Source organism: Paenibacillus sp. V4I5 (genome assembly GCF_030817255.1).
Taxonomy (GTDB): domain Bacteria; phylum Bacillota; class Bacilli; order Paenibacillales; family NBRC-103111; genus Paenibacillus_E.
Window position 1 is genome coordinate 7,018,270 of the sequence record NZ_JAUSZB010000002.1, and the last position, 19,248, is coordinate 7,037,517.

General features: G+C 45.0%; 13 protein-coding genes and 1 pseudogene. 13 read left to right on the forward strand and 1 reads right to left on the reverse strand.

The window, feature by feature from the left end:
• Positions 1 to 15 precede the first annotated feature (15 nt).
• From QFZ78_RS33835 to QFZ78_RS33875, 9 genes and pseudogenes are all read left to right on the forward strand, one after another.
• Positions 16 to 105 carry a YjcZ family sporulation protein gene (locus QFZ78_RS33835; RefSeq protein WP_307553829.1) on the forward strand — a complete coding sequence of 30 codons (90 nt, stop codon included), beginning with the start codon at positions 16 to 18 and terminating at the stop codon, positions 103 to 105.
• A gap of 558 nt (positions 106 to 663) precedes the next feature.
• A pseudogene (locus tag QFZ78_RS33840) lies at positions 664 to 917 on the forward strand (glycosyl hydrolase 115 family protein); the annotation flags it as partial.
• A gap of 261 nt (positions 918 to 1,178) precedes the next feature.
• The gene (locus tag QFZ78_RS33845) at positions 1,179 to 2,159 is read left to right on the forward strand and encodes an endo-1,4-beta-xylanase (RefSeq protein ID WP_307553830.1); all 981 of its coding nucleotides are present in this window, start codon (positions 1,179 to 1,181) and stop codon (positions 2,157 to 2,159) included.
• A 155-nt stretch (positions 2,160 to 2,314) separates the two neighbouring features.
• Positions 2,315 to 3,922, forward strand: a complete 1,608-nt coding sequence (locus QFZ78_RS33850) for a response regulator (RefSeq protein ID WP_307553832.1) — start codon at positions 2,315 to 2,317, stop codon at positions 3,920 to 3,922.
• The gene (locus QFZ78_RS33855; protein WP_307553834.1) at positions 3,894 to 5,681 is read left to right on the forward strand and encodes a sensor histidine kinase; all 1,788 of its coding nucleotides are present in this window, start codon (positions 3,894 to 3,896) and stop codon (positions 5,679 to 5,681) included. The genes QFZ78_RS33850 and QFZ78_RS33855 overlap by 29 nt, the downstream gene beginning before the upstream one ends.
• 96 nt (positions 5,682 to 5,777) lie before the next feature.
• Positions 5,778 to 7,463: an ABC transporter substrate-binding protein gene (locus tag QFZ78_RS33860; protein ID WP_307553836.1), complete on the forward strand. Its 1,686-nt coding sequence runs from the start codon at positions 5,778 to 5,780 to the stop codon at positions 7,461 to 7,463.
• Between the two features lie 99 nt (positions 7,464 to 7,562).
• Positions 7,563 to 8,537 carry an ABC transporter permease gene (locus QFZ78_RS33865; RefSeq protein ID WP_373460142.1) on the forward strand — a complete coding sequence of 325 codons (975 nt, stop codon included), beginning with the start codon at positions 7,563 to 7,565 and terminating at the stop codon, positions 8,535 to 8,537.
• Positions 8,538 to 8,572: 35 nt separating this feature from the next.
• The gene (locus tag QFZ78_RS33870; protein ID WP_307556025.1) at positions 8,573 to 9,493 is read left to right on the forward strand and encodes a carbohydrate ABC transporter permease; all 921 of its coding nucleotides are present in this window, start codon (positions 8,573 to 8,575) and stop codon (positions 9,491 to 9,493) included.
• 12 nt (positions 9,494 to 9,505) lie between these two features.
• Complete coding sequence (locus QFZ78_RS33875) at positions 9,506 to 10,651, forward strand: family 8 glycosyl hydrolase (RefSeq protein WP_307553838.1); 1,146 nt, start codon at positions 9,506 to 9,508, stop codon at positions 10,649 to 10,651.
• Between the two features lie 102 nt (positions 10,652 to 10,753).
• On the opposite strand, the gene QFZ78_RS33880 is transcribed toward QFZ78_RS33875, so the two are convergent.
• The gene (locus QFZ78_RS33880) at positions 10,754 to 11,554 is read right to left on the reverse strand and encodes a helix-turn-helix domain-containing protein (RefSeq protein ID WP_307553840.1); all 801 of its coding nucleotides are present in this window, start codon (positions 11,552 to 11,554) and stop codon (positions 10,754 to 10,756) included.
• Between the two features lie 459 nt (positions 11,555 to 12,013).
• Here QFZ78_RS33880 and QFZ78_RS33885 point away from each other — a divergent pair, with 459 nt between their 5' ends.
• The 4 genes from QFZ78_RS33885 (at position 12,014) to QFZ78_RS33900 (ending at position 19,233) form a co-directional block, all read left to right on the forward strand.
• Positions 12,014 to 12,943, forward strand: coding sequence for an ABC transporter permease (locus QFZ78_RS33885; protein ID WP_307553842.1), 930 nt, complete (start codon positions 12,014 to 12,016; stop codon positions 12,941 to 12,943).
• 15 nt (positions 12,944 to 12,958) lie between these two features.
• Positions 12,959 to 13,831 (forward strand): carbohydrate ABC transporter permease, encoded by an 873-nt coding sequence (locus tag QFZ78_RS33890; protein ID WP_307553844.1) that lies wholly within the window; start codon positions 12,959 to 12,961, stop codon positions 13,829 to 13,831.
• A 109-nt stretch (positions 13,832 to 13,940) separates the two neighbouring features.
• Entirely contained in the window at positions 13,941 to 15,599 is a 1,659-nt protein-coding gene (locus QFZ78_RS33895) for an ABC transporter substrate-binding protein (protein WP_307553846.1), read from the forward strand.
• Between the two features lie 193 nt (positions 15,600 to 15,792).
• Entirely contained in the window at positions 15,793 to 19,233 is a 3,441-nt protein-coding gene (locus tag QFZ78_RS33900) for a glycoside hydrolase family 2 TIM barrel-domain containing protein (protein ID WP_307553848.1), read from the forward strand.
• Positions 19,234 to 19,248: the final 15 nt, after the last annotated feature.

Consider the following 19,248-nt stretch of genomic DNA (forward strand, 5'->3'; position numbering starts at 1 on the left):
GGGGAATGAGAAAACATGAGCGGAGTAGGTTATGGCCAGAACGTAGCATTTATCTTGGTTCTTTTTATTCTTTTGGTAATCATCACAGCAGCTTTTGCAATTTAATCCAACTACAAAAAGAATATCGATAAAAAAACAAAGACGGCCCTATCGCGAGGATGTGAATACAGGCCGTTTTTTCTCATTGTTCTTATCATAAAAAAGTCACCCTTATCTTATAAATCTATTCCAAGAATTTAAGATATTTTGGGATTAATTAAAGTTGAAATATTCCGCTAACGGGGATCAATAGCAGAGGATTACAAAGGCGGCCTAACATCTGGATGTTGCTGGATTATTCGGGCCAGATAACGTACTGAGATTTCCCGGTGACTGGTCGATTGCCCACCTTTACAATTACTCAAACTCTAGTTAACATTCTGCTGACAAGCTATTACTATAGTTAACTAAGTATTACTAGACAATTTTCGACTCGATTTTGATCGATTAACCAGATTGGAAGGGAGGGATGAAGAGCTGAAGAGCTGTATTATAAAGCTTTAATGATTTACCGTATTGAAGTATTTCGGAGTGGTTAAACTCCCGTTTCATTCTAAAAATTAGCGCGAAAGGAAAAATAAAACATATGAATAAGTTTGTCAGCAAAGCAAGAAAAGCAACCCAGAGCATGGCAAATGGGAGAAGTTTTACAAGGCCGACTGGCTGACCAATATCGAGATACGGTTCATAATGTGGATACGCTAAGACGGTTTCTTCGGATGCACGGAGATAGTCCGGACTTTTTCTTATGGTATAAGGAATTCCTCATGCCTGAAACGGAAAAACACATTTATTTGGAAAATACGCACCGTAATCCTCTCTCAGACGACGAACTGGCCGCACGATTAAAGCAAAGATTTGACATTCTAAAAATGTAGCGCCCGAAATGAAGAATAAAGCAGGGAAGTTCCGTTAATATAGATGGCGGCATAGGCGCAGCGCTGTAAAATAGTCTCGACGATATAGCCCTTTATTTCATGATGGAACTCATGAATAAAGGTTTTTTCTATACTTTACAAAGGAAATGATATAATTGTTTGGGTAATCAACTAGAATAATCACATTTATACTAGGAGTAGTGCTGTCGTGTTGTAAATTTAAATTTGCAAGCGTTTTCTTAAATAAGGAGGAACTTGACTGTGGGTTCATTATGCGAAAAGCATCAAGGTCTTTTTGATATCGGCGCTGCTGTCACACCTCAGACGATTCACTCTCAGCTTGACTTACTCAGAAGACATTATAATAGTGTAACCGCTGAGAATCAGATGAAATTCGCAGAAATTCATCCGGAGCGGGAGCGATATTCGTTTGATGAGGCGGATAAGATCGTGAAATACGCCCTAAGCGAAGGCAAGAAGGTGCGCGGTCATACGCTCGTTTGGCACAACCAAACGCCAGATTGGGTATTTGAAGGAGAAGACGGGGAATCGGCAACCCGTGAGCAGCTCCTGACAGAAATGGAGCGACACATACATAATGTTGTAACACGCTACAAAGGCGCCGTATATGCCTGGGATGTCGTCAATGAAGCGATTGAAGATTCTACGGACATCTACCTGCGCAAATCGAAATGGCTGGAGCTTATAGGAGAAGACTACATCGCAAAAGCATTCGAATATGCGCACCGTGCAGACCCTAATGCATTATTGTTCTATAATGACTACAATGAGACAAATCCAGTAAAACGCGAGAAAATTTATACGCTCGTCAAAACGTTGAAGGAACAGGGCACTCCTATACACGGAATAGGTATGCAGGGACATTGGAATATTCATGGTCCATCACTTGACGAAATTCGTGATACGATTGAACGTTACGCATCACTTGGTGTAAAGCTTCATATTACAGAGCTAGATTTATCTGTTTTCGAGCATAATGACAGACGTACGGATTTAACCGAGCCTACGGCAGAAATGCTCCTGATGCAAGCGGAGCGCTATGAGCAGATTTTCAATCTGTTCCGAGCCTACCGAGAATCTATTACTTCTGTTACTTTCTGGGGAGCGGCCGACGATCATACTTGGTTAGACCATTTTCCTGTGAAGAATAGGAAAAATTGGCCCTTTCTTTTTGATTGCAAGCAACAGCCAAAGAAAGCTTATTATCGTGTTATAAAATGAAGAAATCAAAAGAAGTTCGATCATTTTTGAATTGCCTGATTGCTTGTATCGGGATACAATGAGATTTATCGGTCAACACGGTCGTTATGTTTGGCGAGCTCGGTGTAATCTCCGGGCTCGCCTTTCCATTTTTAACCAGGGGAGTGAACTTCTACATGTTGAAAGTCATGTTGGTTGATGATGAGGTTTACGTAAGGAAAGGTTTACTTGGTTTAATAGACTGGGAAAATATAGGTTATCGCGTCTCACATGAAGCTGATAATGGGCAGGATGCCTTACGCCTCATTGCATGTGAGCAGCCCGATGTTGTAATAACCGATATTCGTATGCCGATCCTAGATGGCTTGAAGCTCATTGAAGAAGTGAAAATTCAGAATATAAGCCCCTGCAAGTTTATTATATTAAGCGGTTACAATGATTTCTCTTATGCACAATCTGCTATTCGATTTGGTGTGAGCGATTACATTTTAAAACCGATTGATGAAGATGAGTTAGAAGTGATTTTGCGAAAATTGGCAGGGCAAATCAGACAAGAACGAAGCCAACAAATGTCTTATGGGCGACAAACGCTTCAAGACCTTTTCGAACAGGTTGCAAGAGGTGAACATGCAGAGTATGAACTCGAGGAGTTGTCACGCAAAGTTCGAGCCCCTAAGGGAACGCTGTTTCGATATGGGATCGTAGAGCTGAATGCGGGTTGTTCCATGGATAAAGAATCGTTCATAGATGAGGAGAGCGTAGTCAAAGAGGCACTTCACAGTCTTCTCGGCGAGGCCCCTGAGTGGGTTGTGAAATTAAGGAACCATCAATGTGCAATGATGATTACGAGTACCATGCTGCAATTGTTTGGCGGGAGTCTGGAGCGGTTTGCGGAAGCATTGAAGAACTTGTTAGTTCGTCGTTTGCAAATCGAGATCAACCTCTACATTGGTAAAGGTGTAAAGGAAATGAGTTTACTTGGAACTTCCGTCCAGAGCGTTACGGATTCTTTACAGTATAAATATGTGAAAAGCTTAAAAGGGCTATTGATTCACGAGAGTATTCAGAACGTCACCCTGAGCTACGTGGAGCCTGATGCTATTGTATTCCATACCATTAAGGAAGCCGTAGAGGAGCAAGAAATTCAGCAGTTAACCGCTTCGATTCAACGATTGTTTACGGAAATGGAAGTCAAATTACTGGCCAAGGATGCAATTCGCACCATCATTAACCGATATGTTCATGCCATTCTGGGAACATTGCAGCATTTGCAGGGACGGACCGATCTTCTCCTCACGCTAAAGCCGATGCTTAACTGGGATAATTATGCACTTTCGTATAACGAGCTTCAATCGTTGTTTACGGCCTTTATGACGGAAAGCTCACATATGATTGAGCAGCTTCGAGGGGAGCAGATAAAGGGTAACATTCATAAAATTAAAAGCTATATCGAGCATCATTATCAGGATAGCATTAATCTGAAAAGTATTGCAGCTGAGTTCTATATGAATCCTGTTTATGTCGGACAGTTATTTAAGAAAAAATATGGCATGTATTTTAATGAGTTTCTGTTATCGATTCGCATCGCAGAAGCTAAAAAGCTGCTTCGTCAAACCGACCTGCGTATTTACGAAATTGCCGGCAAAGTAGGCTTCAATAATGCGGATTATTTCGTAGCACAATTCGAGAAGCTGGAAGGGATGCCCCCTTCTGAATACCGTAAACAACATTTGATCAAACGAGGCGGTTGTGCGAATGAGAATACGATTCTTTCAACTCCATAATGTGAGGTTGCGCAACAAATTGTTGATGCTTTATTTCCTATGCGTATTCATTCCCATTTTATTAACGAATGTGATTTTCTATAATGTAACGACCCACAACGTGGAACAACAGAAAAAAGAGGATATCGCCAAGAATTTAGATAAACTGAAGGACGATTTTCGGGCGAGAATTGATAATGCAGTCGGTATTTCCTCTGTTTTTTATACAGACAGTCTATTGAATGATGCATTGGAGCAAAAGTATGCCGAAACGATAGAGTATGTACGAATCTATAACTCGCAAGTTTCGTTGATCATTAACAAGTACAACTCCGTCTATAATGAAATTCAGTCCATCCAGTTATATACGGACAATCCAACGATTATTGATTCCGGTGGCTTACATCCCATAACGGAAGTTATTCGTGAAATGGGGTGGTATCGCAATCTGCAGAAGCTGCAGCGCGAGGGCCAACCGTATCCACTTGTCATACGAAATGGCAATAATGAGATGAGTTTCAGTGGGATTAGTGTCATCCGTCAACTCAATTATTTCGACAATGCCAATTCCTTTAACAAAATGCTTAAAATCGACTTAAGCCCGGATCTGATTAAACAGTTATTCAGTAATCAGACGTTGCAAGGCAATCTCTATTTATTAAATGGTGCCGGAGATATCTTATACACCACAGATTCGCAAGTAGATTGGAATCGCGGTATGACGAATTTCAGCAATATAGTTATTCCGGATAAAGCAATGGTACTCGATAGAAGCTATTCGGTGAATTACTTGCAAGGCTGGCGTATCGTCTTGGTGTCAGATACTCATGTATTGGATGCTGTGCGTAAATCGAAGGAGTTCATCGTTTATTTGGCACTGCTCAATATTCTGCTGCCGACCCTGATTATTTTCTGGATATCCCATTCCTTGCATGCCCGTCTGGTACGGATTCTTGTCCATATGAAAAAGGTGAAAAATCAAAACTTCGAGCTCATCAATGAAACAGAATCAAAGGATGAAATCGGTCAATTGATACGTGAATTTAATCGTATGACTTGGCAAATCAAGAGTCTGATCGATGATGTATATATAGCCGACATTCAGAAAAAGGATCTGGAACTAAAGCAGCGGCAATCGCAATTGCACGCTTTACAGAGTCAAATAAACCCCCATTTCCTATTTAACGCTCTGGAAACAATCCGTATGCGAAGTCTGATGAAGCAAGAAAACGAGACGGCCAAGATCATTAAAAACATGGCGAAAATGTTCCGCCGTTCGTTGGAATGGGGGGATGATTGGGTGACTTTTCGCGACGAAATGGATCTCATTCTCTGTTTCCTGGAGATTCAGAAGTACCGCTTTGGTGACAAGCTTAGCTACCGTTTCGAGGTAGATGAGTCGATCTATGATTGTAAAATTCCGAAAATGACGCTTCTTCCTTTCATTGAGAACGCAAGTATCCACGGAATCGAACCCTTGCAAGGTCAAGGTGTGATTGAGTTAAAAGCGACAAGAATGGGCGAACATGTACGTTTCACAATTTCGGATAGCGGGATTGGCATGCCCAAAGAGAAAGTCGATTTGTTAAACGCCTATATGATGAACGGCGATGATGTGAGCAAACACGTTGGCATGAAAAATTCTTTCCTGCGTCTCAAATTGTATTATGGAAGTTCGATTGACGTGCAAATTCATAGTGAAGACGGATTGGGTACGATCGTGACAATCATAATGCCTGTAGAAGCGATCAGCAGCAGCCCCGTACCTATGCTTTACTAAGAAGATACTAAACTTTACTAGGTAATCAAGCAAAGATCGATTTTATATAATGAAAGTGCTTACAAATACAGCGTTGAGAGGGGAGTTTCACTAAGTATGAAGAAGTTAAAATTATTAACAGTCAGTACATTGTTAACGCTTACGTTAAGCGCTTGCAGCAGCTCAAATACAGAGGCGCCTGCCACTTCTAAAGCACCAAGCAGCACTGCTGCCGCAGTGGAAGATAACAAACCTGTTACTTTCAGCTTTTTCAATTTCGAGGCTGGTAAAAACATCAATACGAACGAAACACCTATTGGAAAAGAGCTTGAGAAACAAACCGGAGTCAACTTTAAGATTGAGAAACTTGTTGGGGAATCGAAGACGAAATCAGGCGTCATGATCGCCGGTAACGAGTTTCCGGACGTGATACAGCCAGGCGGCGAAATCGACAAATTTATGGATGCGGGCGTGTTCATCCCTTTGGATGATCTGATCGAAAAACACGGTCCTAACATCAAGCGAGTGTATGGACCCTATTTCAACAAAATGAAGCAAAAAGATGGTAAGATATACCACCTCCCATTCAGTGCGAATCAAGGCTTTATCGCGAACCCGAACGTAGACCAAGGTGCGTTTTGGATTCAGCGCGGTGTGCTGAAGGAAATGGGTTATCCGAAAATCACTACGCTTGACGAATATTTCGATGTTGTTAAGAAGTACAAAGAGAAACATCCGCAAGTCGACGGTAAGGACACGATCGGGTTCTCTATGTTGACTCACGATACGAACTTCTTTACGATTACGAACCCGGCATTTCATCTTGCGGGTTATCCGAATGATGGCGGCCTTCTTATTGACCTGAAGACAAAAGAAGCGAAAAGTAACGCAATTGACGAGGCTACGACCAAGCGTTGGGTGAAAAAGCTTAATGAGATAAACGCCACAGGCTTGTTCGATAAAGAATCGTTCACGATGAATAAAGACCAATATTTAGCAAAATTAACTTCCGGTCGTGTTCTCGGCTACTTCGCTTACGACTGGCAAGTAGGCGATGCCCGCAATAACTTGTCGAAAGCAGGCGTAGATGATAAAAGGTATGTTGCGCTTCCGATTGTGTTCGATAAAGGGGTTAAGGATCAATACCTCGATCCGCCTTCTTTCGTAAACAATCGCGGTATTTCCATTACGAAGAGCGCCAAAGATCCGGTTCGCATTATCCAATATTGGGATAACTTGCTGAAAGAAGAGAATCAGATTCTTTCGCAATGGGGTATCAAAGGACAAACGTATGAAGTTGACGACAAAGGGAAATTCTTCCGTACGGATGAGCAAATCGCGAAAATTAAGGATCCTAAGTTCTATGAAGATTTTGGTCTGAAAGAGCACGCCTACAACTGGCCTCGTTACGGTAACTTTTCTATCTTGAAAGACGGCAATGCGTTCGACCCGAACAAACAGCCTTCCGTTGCGGAGAAGAACTTTACCGAGGGCGACAGGACGATTCTGAAAGCTTACAATGCGAAAGTATTTACGGATATGTTCAGCCAGCCCGATGATCGTCCTTGGTATCCTGCATGGAGCATCAACAAAGGACAAGGTACACCAGAGCAGATTTTCGAGCAAAAAATGGGTGATCTTCAGAAGAAGGCATATCCAGAGATGATTCTCACTGCACCTGACAAGTTCGAAAAAACTTGGAATGATTATGTAGGTCAAGCAAGCAAACTGGATATTAAAGGATATGAAGCCTTTGTAACCAAAATCGTGAAGGCACGGGCATCAGGAGACTGGTCGAAATAAATCAAACGGGACGTAAGGCACAAATACGCGTGTTTTGTGTCATGCGTCCCTTCTTTTTAGATAAATAGTTATTAACTATTGGAGAGTGAGTGATTTTCTATGGAGAGCCTTACTACAAATTCCCAAACGGACAGAAAATCGCTGGCCGGAAAATCAACGGGATTAGCATTATTTTTCCACAAGCTTGGCAGACAAAAAGCATTGATGGCCATGTCAGTTCCATTTCTGATTTGGCTGTTCATTTTCAAATACGTTCCGTTATGGGGCTGGACGATGGCATTTCAAAATTATCGGCCTGCCAAAAAGTTCTCGGAGCAAGCTTGGGTCGGCTTTGATCAATTTAAATTTCTATTCCAGGATGAAGGATTTCTCCGCGTACTGCGCAATACGATCGCGATGAGCACGATCAATCTTGTACTGGGCTTTGTTACTGCTATTACATTAGCCATTCTTCTCAATGAACTGCGTCAAGTCATTTTCAAGCGAGTCGTGCAGACGATCAGCTATTTGCCTCATTTTATTTCTTGGGTTGTAGCTGCAAGCATTGTTTCGGGCGCGTTGTCTACGGATGGCGGTATTATTAATGATATATTGTTGAAATTACATTTGATTAGCGAACCGATCCTGTGGCTCGGCAAGGGCGAGTACTTTTGGGGAATCCTAGGTGTAACTGAAGTGTGGAAAAACGTCGGTTGGAACACCATCATTTTCTTGGCGGCCATGACGACGATTGATCCGGCCCTGTACGAATCAGCGGAAATGGACGGCGCAGGAAGGTTCCAGCGCATTTTCCATATTACGCTCCCAGGAATCAAACCGGTTTTTATCATATTGCTTATTATGAATTTAGGTCACATTCTGGAGTCTGGCTTTGAACCGCAGTACTTACTAGGTAACGGAATGACGGTAGATTTTTCGGAAAATCTCGATATTTTCGTGTTGAAATATGGGATATCCCTAGGCAATTTCTCTCTGGCAACAGCAGCAGGCATTTTCAAGACAGTGGTTAGCTTCATCTTCTTGATCAGTGCCAACCAAATCGCCAAGCGCGCTGGTGAAGCCAGATTGTTCTAGCTATTTAACTCAGGAGGTGAACAGCGTTGGAAGCTGTGGAACATACACGTTCGAGCAGGCGGAATACGGTAATAGGTGACCGCGTGTTCGACATTTGCAATATCCTATTTATGATCTGTTTAGTCATCGTAACGTTATACCCGTTTATTAATACGCTCGCTGTAGCGTTAAACGATGCGAATGATGCCGTTCGCGGGGGGATCTATTTGCTCCCTAGAATATGGACCTTTGATAATTTCAAATATGTGTTTAGCGAAGCATTGATCATTCATTCCTTTTTCATTTCGGTGTTGCGAACGGTGATGGGTACGATTATCACGGTGTTCTGTTCCGCGATGGTCGCCTTTACGATCTCCCGTCAAGAATACGTGCTCCGCAAGTTCGTATCGGTTTCTTTTATTTTCACGATGTATTTCAGCGGCGGACTGATTCCGGGGTATCTGCTAATTCGCGACCTTGGCATGGTTGGAAGCTTTTGGGTGTATATCATTCCAGGTATGATCGGCGTATTTAATCTGATTGTTATCCGCTCGTTTATTGAAGGACTTCCCGATGGGATATTGGAAGCAGCTCGTATTGATGGTGCAAGCGATTTTGCAATGTTTATGCGAATTGTTCTCCCCCTCATTGTTCCCGTGTTGGCGACAGTCTCTCTGTTTAGTGCGGTAGGTCAGTGGAACTCTTGGTTTGATGTGTTCTTGTACAATTCATCCAACGATAATTTGAGCACTTTACAGTACGAGTTGATGAAAATATTGCAGAATACGAATACGCAAACGTCCCAATCGGCGGCTGAGGTGTTTGCAGGCAGTGCAAACGCTGGCGCTGTGACCGTAACCCCGACGTCGATCCGAGCAACGATGACAATTGTCGTAAGCGTTCCGATTATTATTGTGTATCCGTTCCTGCAAAAGTATTTTGTTAAAGGGATGACCGTTGGCGGAGTGAAAGGTTAGGAGGAAGATAGGATGCAAAAGCAGCTTGAAGGAACGTTCCATACTGGGAATTATACGAATTTGTTTGCGGAATATGGGTTCTCTGAAACCGAGATTCAGAACAAACTGAATGATACGTGGAACCAAATTTTTCAAGGTCCTGAAGAGACGAGAATTTATTATGAAGCTGGGGATTCCGGCGGATATTTACTGGATACGGGTAATCTCGATGTACGAACGGAAGGCATGTCCTATGGTATGATGATGGCGGTACAACTGGATCGCAAAGATGTATTTGATCGCATTTGGTACTGGGCACATACACATATGCTGCTGCGAGAAGGGGAGAATGCGGGATACTTCGCCTGGTCCTGCCATCGTGACGGCACCAAGAATTCCAACGGACCTGCGCCGGATGGCGAGGAGTTTTTTGCTCTTGCACTGTTTTTTGCTTCTCATCGCTGGGGAGATGGGCATGTGCCGTTCAATTACAGTGAGCAGGCCAAGGAGCTCTTGCGGATATGCATCCACAAAGGGGAGGATGGCATCGGAAAGCCGATGTGGAACCCAGATCATAAATTGATTAAGTTTGTTCCAAACTGCGAATTCTCAGATCCATCTTATCACCTCCCGCATTTCTATACGCTATTCGCCTTATGGGCTTATGAAGAGGATCGAGCGTTCTGGACGGAAGCAGCAGAGGCGAGTCGGAACTATTTGCAAAAGGCATGCCATCCCGTGACGGGCTTGGCAGCTGAGTACGCTTATTACGATGGAACGCCGAATGATGAGCGCGGCTATGGCCACTTCTTCAGTGATTCCTATCGCGTCGCTGCGAATATCGGGCTTGATGCCTATTGGTTTGGCGGTTCGGAGTGGCATACGGATACTGTCCATCGTATCCAAGCTTTTTTCACGGACAAATCACCAGAGGACTACCGTCGCTATTCGCTTGATGGGACACCTTTTGAGGAGAAGGCGCTTCATCCTGTTGGACTTCTCGCAACGAATGCTATGGGCTCATTAGCTGCTGCAGATAGTCCTCATGCCAAAGCATGCGTGGAATTGTTCTGGCAAACACCTATCCGTACAGGTGAGAGACGTTATTACGATAATTGTTTATATCTGTTTAGTTTGCTTGCACTAAGTGGTCATTTTAAAATTTGGATGCCCAAATAAGATCGATTAAGCCTAGAAAGGATAACCGATGTACGTCAAACCTAAAAGAACCGTCAGGAGGATCTGACGGTTTTTCTATGTACTATGGGTATGGTTTCAGGCTTATTCTGAAGTTCTTTTTTGCATGCTCGCCTTTGACGGAGGATAGCCTTTAATGGATCTGAATACATTGCTGAAATAGCTGATGTCTTTGTACCCGCAGCGTTCCGCCACTTCCGAGACGGAAAACCCGCCACCGGACAGCATCATTTCCGCGTTGTTGACCCGAATGATGTTGATGAAATGTTTGACGCTGAAGCTCGTGCTAGTTTTGAAGAGCTTGCCGAGATACACAGGGTGCAGATTGACCACCTTGGCGACGGTCGCCAAATCCAGCTCATTCGAGTAGTGGTCGATAATGAACTCCTTGACCTTGTCGATCCGGATATCGGAATGGGAAGTCGGGGAATGGTGAAAGGAAATCGCCAGCAACCGGTGGAGAATCAAATGAAAGATACCCCTCGCGAACATCCGATACCCGGGCTGCATGCCACTCCAAACGCGATTAAATTCAAGGATGTAGTTTAAGATTTCGCTTGAGATTCGATTTTTGGTTACGGTTTCGAACGGAAACCGGATTTTACCAGAGGGCTGCAACAGAGTAAAGTTGAAGGCATAGGAATGCATGGGATCATCTTTGAAGGTATGTGCCTCGCGAATGCTTCCATGGGGAATGTAAAGCATATCCCCCGCTTCCACCGTGATTTTCTCACCGTTAACAAAATAATTCGATTTTCCTCCGACGATGAACGTCAGGTCGTGAAAATCGATTTCCTGTCGGATGATTTCCCATTCGGGGAAACAGCGTCGGTCGACGAATAAGAAAACCTCGGGGACAATTGATTCGAACTGCTCAAAGTTCATGGCAAAGATCATCTCCGGGATTATTCAGGATCGCTTCCTTCCTCGGCAAAAGGAGGCACTATGTCCATCATAACATGTCTATACGGCGCTTAAAAGATCTTTAATAATTACAAGTATTCTTGTATTCTTTTATGGTAAAAATACGGGCCATTTTGTAAAATAATATTATATAAATGGTGCTCATGCTACAAATTCAACCGCACCAGTTTGCGATAAAAATGTTTAATAATTACATGTTTTTATGACGTGAATAACACAGGGAACGGCAATTGAGGTGAGAAGCGCATCTGTAATGATTTTGCAATGACGTAGGTAACATAACCGTTTTTTAAAGCATCTTGTATGCGATTTCTGAAAGCGCATACGAATCTAGGGGGCTGGTAATGAAGCGCGATTGCGAAGATTTTTTGTGTGTAGGATTAGGGGACAATTTTCCAATAGAAAGTGGTGGGTGATTGTATGTCAGTTGCGAATAAGGCGGTTTTACAGACCCCTCTTCTAAGACACGTCAGGAAGGAGTGGAAGTTGTATTCCTTTCTACTTATTCCCGTTATTTATTTTATCATTTTCAAGTACGTTCCTATGCTTGGTAATGTAATCGCTTTCCGCAAATATAGAGGCGGAACCAACTTGTTCGGGACGGAATGGGTAGGATTATCTTACTTTACCATGTTCATGAAGGATCCCTCCTTTTGGAGAGCCTTCCGCAACGATTTGTTTTTAAGTGTCTTGTATTTAGTTATTCGTTTCCCGCTCACTTTGATTTTTGCGCTGTTGCTGAATGAACTGGTGCGGATTCGCATTAAGAAATTCGTCCAAACCGTATCGTATCTGCCTCACTTTATCTCCATGGTCATCGTCGCGGGCATGACCAAGGAATTGCTATCCATGTCCGGGCCGATTAACACACTGCTCGCCAATCTGGGTTTCGAGAAAATTGCATTCATTTCCTTACCGCAATGGTTCCCGACGATTTATGTGACATCCGGCATTTGGCAAGGGCTCGGTTGGGGCACCATTCTCTACTTGGCGGCGATGACCAGCATCAATACCGATTTGTACGAAGCGGCCAAAGTGGATGGGGCTAATCGGTTACGGCTAGCATGGCACGTTACGATTCCAGGTATTTTGCCGACGATCATGACGCTGCTCATTCTCGATATTGGCAGCATATTGGGAGCGAATTTTGAGAAAATCCTGCTCTTGTACAATCCATTAACCTATGAGTCGGCAGATGTTATCTCCACTTACGTCTACCGGATGGGGATCACCGGCGGGAACTTCAGTTATGCCACTGCAGTTGGTCTGTTCGAAGGCGTCATCGGCCTTATTCTGGTCACGTCGGCGAACTACATTTCCAAGAAAACAACGAATTCGGGCTTGTGGTAGAAAGGAGCAGTTCAGGTGAAGGAGTCCGCGTCCTACCGTATGTTTCAGGTTTTTAACGGATTCATTATGGCCTTTGTCGTCGTCATGACTTTGTATCCGTTCTTATATCTAGTCGCCCAGTCGTTCAGCTCGGAGGCTGCCGTATATGCAGGGAAGGTCACCATATTCCCCGTTGACTTTACGGACCAAACGTACCGAGCCTTGCTAAGCAGGCCGGAATTCTTCAAATATTATGGCAATACGATCCTGTATGCCATTGTAGGAACGGTGATATCGGTAGCGGCGACGGCCGTTATGTCTTACCCGTTGTCGAAGGATAGGCTGCGCCTTAACAAATTTTTTATCCCTTTCGTCTTGTTCACCATGTATTTTGGCGGCGGACTGATCCCGAACTATATCTTGGTCGCCAAAACGCTGCACATGAGGGATACCATCTGGGCCATTATCATACCCGGCGCCATCAGCGCCTTCAATGTCATCCTAATGAAGACCTTCTTTGCAAGCTTGCCGAACGAATTGGAAGAATCGGCTAAGGTTGACGGCCTAGGCGTCTACCGCATCTTCCTAAGGATTACGCTTCCGCTCTCCAAACCGATCCTGGCCACGATGGTGTTGTTCAGCATGGTCTCCATCTGGAATAACTGGTTCGGCCCGTCTCTCTACCTGGAATCGAAGGATAAATGGCCGGTCGCCCTCTATTTGCGGCAGATCATCGACAGCGCAATTAATCCGACCGAAGCCGGACTCAGCAGCGATGCGACCGCTCAGATCGCGGCAACCATTAAATCCACTGCGATGGTGTTGACCTCTTTGCCGATTATTTGTCTCTATCCTTTCGTGCAGAAGTATTTCGTGCAAGGCATGATGATTGGTTCCGTAAAAGGGTAATCGCGTTAATGTTTCGGAAAGGCTGCAATCGCGGGCTGTTACTAATTAGGCATCTACATGGCAGCGTTTCTGTTATATAAAATAAACACATTTGAAAGGGTGGCACTGAATGAAAAGATCTGCAAAAGCAGTAAGGGGCGCATTGGCGGTCATGATGGCTGTCGGCATGACAGCATGTACGGATAGCGGCACGAAAGAATCGTCCAGCAGCGCATCCCCAGGCACGAGCTCCGCAGCACCACAGAATTACACCTTTGGCGAAGGCCAATCATTCCGTTCGAATGAGCCTGTGAATTACTCGATCATGTTCAGCGATCAACCGACCTATCCGTATAAGAAGGAATGGCGGCTCTGGAGCGCGATCACGGAGAAGACGAACGTATCGTTTGACGTAAACGTAGTAGCGGCTTCTGAATACGAGAACAAGAAGTCGCTCTTAGTCAACAGCGGCGACGCTCCCTTCATTATTCCCAAAACTTATGACGAATCCGCTTACGTAGCCGGCGGCCAAATCGTACCGATCAGCGATTGGGTGCAGTACATGCCGAATTATCAGAAGGCTGTAACAGCTTGGGGAATGGAAAGAGACCTGCAGCAGAAGCTGAAATCGGACGGGAAATATTACGTGCTGCCAGGGCTGTGGGAATCGCCGGGTGCAGGATACTCCTATATGATTCGGAAAGACATTTTCGAAAAAGCGGGAGTCGACGTCAAAGGTCAGGAAGGCAAATGGACGTATGAAGACTTTTACCAAGCCCTCAAGAAAGTGAAAGAGTTTACCGGCGCGAAGTACGTAATGTCCGATGAATTCACCGGAAAATCGACGCTGAATATTACGGCAGCTCAATACGGCGTAACCGGCGGTTGGGGAGTTGCCAACGGCACGCGCTTCAACGAACAGACGAAACAGTTCGAATTCGCTAATTCGACCAATGAGTTCAAGGATTATGTGACGTTCTTAAATAAGCTGGTCAAAGAGGGGCTGCTCGATCCGGAGTCCTTCACCCAAGACGATAAAACCGCACAAGCCAAGTTCTATAAAGGCGATACTTATGTCATGAACGCCAACTACCAGATACTGGCCGATTCCAAGACCAAGATGCAGGTGCAGAACGCCGATCTGTATATGATCGTTCAACCGGGCGGTCCGAAAGGGATGCTTCAAATCGAAACGTCTCGTCTCGAGAACGGTGTTATGATCAGCCAGAATGCGCTCAAGAAGCTCGGTAAGGACAATTTTATCAAAATGCTTCGCTTTGTTGACTGGCTGTGGTATTCGGATGAAGGCCAAACGCTCAGTTTGTGGGGTGTCGAAGGCGAGACCTATACGAAGGATGCGAGCGGCAACATCACGCTCAAACCGGACATCTCCTTTAACGGCATGAACCCGACAGCAACGAAGAAATTAAACATAGACTTCGGCTTCGGCGGCGGCAACTTCGCATACGGCGGTTCCACTAAACTGCGGATGTCCAAAATGACCGAAGGCGAGAAAGACTATCTCAGCCGCATTCAGACTCATCGTAAACCGAGAACGATAGCTCCGCCAATCATGGGTACCCCAGACGAAAGCGAACAAATGAACCTGATCTCGAAGCCGCTGATGGACTATGTGGATACGATGACCCTGAAGTTCGTCACCGGCCAAGCTAACATTGCAAACGATTGGAATGCCTATGTGGCTCAGGTCGAAGCACTCGGCGCATCCCGCTATATCAAAATGGCGAATGATATCTTTAACAAGACGAAGAGTAAACTTGGATACTAATCATAACAAATAGTGCTTATAGGGATCTGAGACAATGTCCATTGTCTCAGATCCTGAATTTTAAAATATGACAATTACTCGTGGCGTTAGCCCGAGTCATCTATATATGAAACCGTGATAAGGATCAAGACTCTCTATTGCTTGAAAAGGCATTTTATAGATTTTGGGATAGCTTGGAGTGTGGGAGAAAACGATGAATAAGAAGACACTGTTTAATAGTGGATGGGAATTTGCCAAGAGCAGCCTGGATGTGACGGATGGTTTCGATTTGACATTTGAGCCGGTAGATCTCCCTCATGATTGGCTGATCTACAATACATTAAATCTGTATGAAAATAGTATCGGCTGGTACAGGAAGAGATTTACATGTGCCAAAGAAGCGGACCAGCAAATTCTATTAAGCTTCGATGGGGTCTATATGGACTCATCCGTTTATGTGAATCAGCGGTTAATAGGAGAATGGAAGTACGGATATTCTTCTTTCGAACACGAGATCACGGATGCGATCGTGGACGGAGAAAATGAAATCGTGGTGAAGGTCGTCCACCAAAGTCCGAATAGCCGGTGGTATTCGGGAGCTGGCATCTACCGAAATGTGTGGCTAAAGACGAGAGCTCGAGATCACATTGTAACAGATGGAATATATGCTGCTGCGAAAAGGGTTAACGATAGCTGGGAGGTAGAAGTCGAGACGGAATTGAGCCTCCATGAGGACAATGACGTCCGAATCTCACATACGATCCTGTATAAAGGCGAACTTGCTGCGACTGCGACAGACAAGATTGTTGCAGGCGGCTTTCTTCATCGACAGAAGTTATCGATAGATCGCCCTCATTTATGGAGCACAGCAGAGCCGCACTTGTATCAGCTTGTCACCCAATTGCAGCGTGCTGCAGAGGGCCAGGAAGTCATAGTCATAGAGAGCATCACTCAAAATATCGGGCTTCGTGAGATCAAGCTGGACCCTCAGCTGGGTTTTTATTTGAACGGCACAAGAATGAAATTAAACGGGGTTTGCGAGCATCACGACTTAGGAGCCCTTGGAGCCGCCTTCCATAAAGAAGCACTGAGAAGAAGGCTTCGGATATTGAAAGAAATGGGCGTTAACGCCATTCGAACCGCTCACAATATGCCGGCGGTAGAACTTATGGATCTAGCGGATGAGATGGGGCTCTTGGTCGTCTCGGAAGCGTTCGATATGTGGGAAAGAACCAAAACCCCTTACGACTATGCGAGATTTTTTAAGGATTGGGCTAAGGCCGATGTGAAAAGCTGGGTCAAGCGGGATCGGAATCATCCGAGCCTGATGATGTGGAGCATAGGAAATGAGATTTACGACACTCATACAGATGCAAGAGGGCAAGAAATCACTCGAATGCTTAGGGATGAAGTGCTGAAATACGATCCGAAGCAAAATGGCCGAGTGACCATCGGTTCCAATTATATGCCTTGGGAGAACGCGCAAAAATGTGCGGATATCGTGAAGGTGGCCGGCTACAACTACGCGGAAAAGTATTACCATAAGCACCATGAGGAGCATCCCGATTGGATCATTTACGGCAGCGAGACGGCCTCTCTCGTTTCAAGCAGAGGCATTTATCGATTCCCATTCGAGAAGTCCATTCTTGCTGATGACGACGAGCAGTGCTCAGCTTTGGGAAATAGTGCGACGAGCTGGGGAGCCAAGTCAGTCGAGGCCTGTATTATCGCGGAAAGAGAGGCACCTTTCTCCTTAGGGCAATTCATATGGACCGGTTTCGACTATATTGGGGAACCGACGCCTTATCATACCAAGAACTCCTATCTCGGACAGATAGATACGGCTACATTCAAGAAAGATTCGTATTACATCTACCAATCGGCATGGACCGACTATAGGACGAATCCGATGGTCCATATTTTCCCCTATTGGGACTTTAATCCGGGCCAATTGATTGATGTTCGAGTGTGCTCGAATGCGCCGAAAATCGAATTGCAATTGGGTGGCGCTATCGTGGGAACTTTTGATATCAATCATGAGCATGGAACCCAGCTGGTCGGCTGGTGGAAGCTTCCTTATGAAGCAGGGGAATTGAAAGCAATAGCCTATGATGAAACGGGTCGTGTAATTGCGACGGATATAAGAAGGTCCTTTGGGGATGCGAAGAAGATTTGTCTGCTGCCGGATAAAGAGAGCCTGATGGCCGATGGTACGGACTTGATCTTCCTGGAAATTTACATGGAAGATTCATATGGCAATCCGGTGGAGAATGCAAGCAATCGGGTTCGTGTCGAGGTGACGGGGGCAGGCCGTTTGCTTGGTTTGGATAATGGCGACAGTACAGATTATGATCCGTATAAAGGGATTAGCAGAAGACTATTCAGCGGCAAACTTATGGCGATCATCGGGGCTACCCTGGAGCCCGGCAAGATTCGGGTTGTGGTGTCTTCCGTCGGTTTGGAGAGTCAGACGGTGGAATTTGATGGTCTTCCGGTAAGGGAAGAAAGAACCTTATCTGGGGTTTCCGCCCATACTAAGAATCAAGAGCTGCCACCGGTAATGGGAACCGTAGACGAAATCCCTTTACGCAAGATTGAAATCGTAAGCCCGTCCGGACAATTGTTCGATGAATCGAGAAAAGAGATGACGCTGCAAGCCTGCCTGTACCCCGTAAATACCTCCTATCAAGAGGTCGAGTGGAGTGTAGTGAATGATGCGGGAATTGCCACGGGCCTTGCGAAAGTGGAAGCATTCGGCCATGAAGCGAGAATCACCGCATGGGGCGATGGCGATTTCCGGCTTCGCTGTATGAGTAAGAACGGTACGAACAAGACGAAGCTCATCTCCCAGCTGGAATTTAAAGCAGCGGGACTCGGCACAGCTTACAAGGATCCTTATGAATTTATCTCTGCCGGCCTTTTTGATTACAGTAAAGGAGAGGTTGGAAACGGGAATGAGAGAGGCGTAGCTACAAGCCGGGACGGTGAAACTGAAGTCGGGTTCCGTGATATTGATTTCGGAACGTACGGGTCCGATCTGATTACGATTCCGATTTTCGCCTTGTCCAGTGAAGAGTATTCCCTGCAAATTTGGGAAGGCATGCCGGATGAAGAGGGCAGTGTACTCCTTGCGGATGTCATCTATCAGAAGCCGTCCAAGTGGAATGTGTATCAAGAAGAAACCTATCGGTTATCCAAGCGTCTTTGCGGGGTTACTTCCATTTGCTTCGTCCTTCAGAATAAGGTGCACATCAAGGGTTTTTCGTTCCAAAAGCAGAACAGAGCCTTCGAGAAAAATTACGCCACAGAATGCGACCGCATTTATGGCGATGCGTTTACTATCTCGGAAGCCAGCGTTGAAGGGATAGGAAATAATGTTTCCTTGGAATTCGACCAAATGGATTTTGCAAGCCAAGGGGCAGCGCAGCTTGTCGTCTATGGCCGATCGCTTCTTGATAAAAATACCATTCATATACGCTTCGCTAATCCGGAAGGTGAGGAAAATCTACTCATCGAGTTTACACAGTCCGATGGTTACGAAGAGCGAGTATTTGAATTAGAAAAAATGACAGGCCTCCAAAAAGTAACCTTCCTATTTTTACCGGGAAGCCATTTCGATTTCGGTTGGTTCCGATTTGATAGGTCGTTTACCTGAATGAACATAAACTAG